Genomic DNA, 862 nt, shown 5'->3' with positions numbered 1-862 from the left:
TGATCAGGTTGATAGGTTCGAGGTGGAAGCATGGTGACATGTGGAGCTGACGAATACTAATAGATCGAGGACTTAACCATATAATATGAAGCAATGTTATCTAGTTTTGAAAGAATATAAAAAACTTGTTGACTTTTAAAGTTAAATAAGTTATAATGATTCTTGTCTTAAATGAATACAGTCTGGTAATGATGGCAGAGAGGTCACACCCGTTCCCATACCGAACACGGAAGTTAAGCTCTCTAGCGCCGATGGTAGTTGGGACCTTGTCCCTGTGAGAGTAGGACGTTGCCAGGCAAAATGGAGGATTAGCTCAGCTGGGAGAGCACCTGCCTTACAAGCAGGGGGTCGGCGGTTCGATCCCGTCATCCTCCACCATATATGTCGGAGGGGTAGCGAAGTGGCTAAACGCGGCGGACTGTAAATCCGCTCCTTCGGGTTCGGCAGTTCGAATCTGCCCCCCTCCACCATTCTTAATTAATGGGCTATAGCCAAGCGGTAAGGCAACGGACTTTGACTCCGTCATGCGCTGGTTCGAATCCAGCTAGCCCAGCCATTAAGAGCCATTAGCTCAGTTGGTAGAGCATCTGACTTTTAATCAGAGGGTCGAAGGTTCGAGTCCTTCATGGCTCACCATTTTAACAAAATATGCGGGTGTGGCGGAATTGGCAGACGCACTAGACTTAGGATCTAGCGCCTTTGGCGTGGGGGTTCGACTCCCTTCACCCGCACTTTTAATAAAATAACTCATACATGTCTTGCGGAAGTAGTTCAGTGGTAGAATACAACCTTGCCAAGGTTGGGGTCGCGGGTTCGAATCCCGTCTTCCGCTCCAATTTTCAATATGACATGCCGGGGTGGC

At 48.1% G+C, this 862-nt stretch carries 6 tRNA genes and 1 rRNA gene; all 7 read left to right on the top strand.

What is annotated here, in order from left to right:
• Window positions 1-181: 181 nt before the first annotated feature.
• A 5S ribosomal RNA gene (gene rrf / locus PDQ40_RS28040) occupies window positions 182-297 on the top strand.
• A 5-nt stretch (window positions 298-302) separates the two neighbouring features.
• A tRNA-Val gene (locus PDQ40_RS28035) sits at window positions 303-378 on the top strand.
• A gap of 8 nt (window positions 379-386) precedes the next feature.
• Window positions 387-470, top strand: a tRNA-Tyr gene (locus PDQ40_RS28030).
• Between the two features lie 11 nt (window positions 471-481).
• Window positions 482-556 (top strand) — tRNA-Gln (locus PDQ40_RS28025).
• 4 nt (window positions 557-560) lie between these two features.
• Window positions 561-636 (top strand) — tRNA-Lys (locus PDQ40_RS28020).
• Between the two features lie 14 nt (window positions 637-650).
• Window positions 651-731 (top strand) — tRNA-Leu (locus PDQ40_RS28015).
• Between the two features lie 29 nt (window positions 732-760).
• Window positions 761-835, top strand: a tRNA-Gly gene (locus PDQ40_RS28010).
• Window positions 836-862: the final 27 nt, after the last annotated feature.

The sequence above is a fragment of the Bacillus cereus group sp. Bc061 genome (assembly GCF_027715825.1).
Classification (GTDB): domain Bacteria; phylum Bacillota; class Bacilli; order Bacillales; family Bacillaceae_G; genus Bacillus_A; species Bacillus_A paranthracis.
Note: the sequence above shows the minus strand (reverse complement) of the source record. Positions and strands in the feature narration are given on the sequence as shown.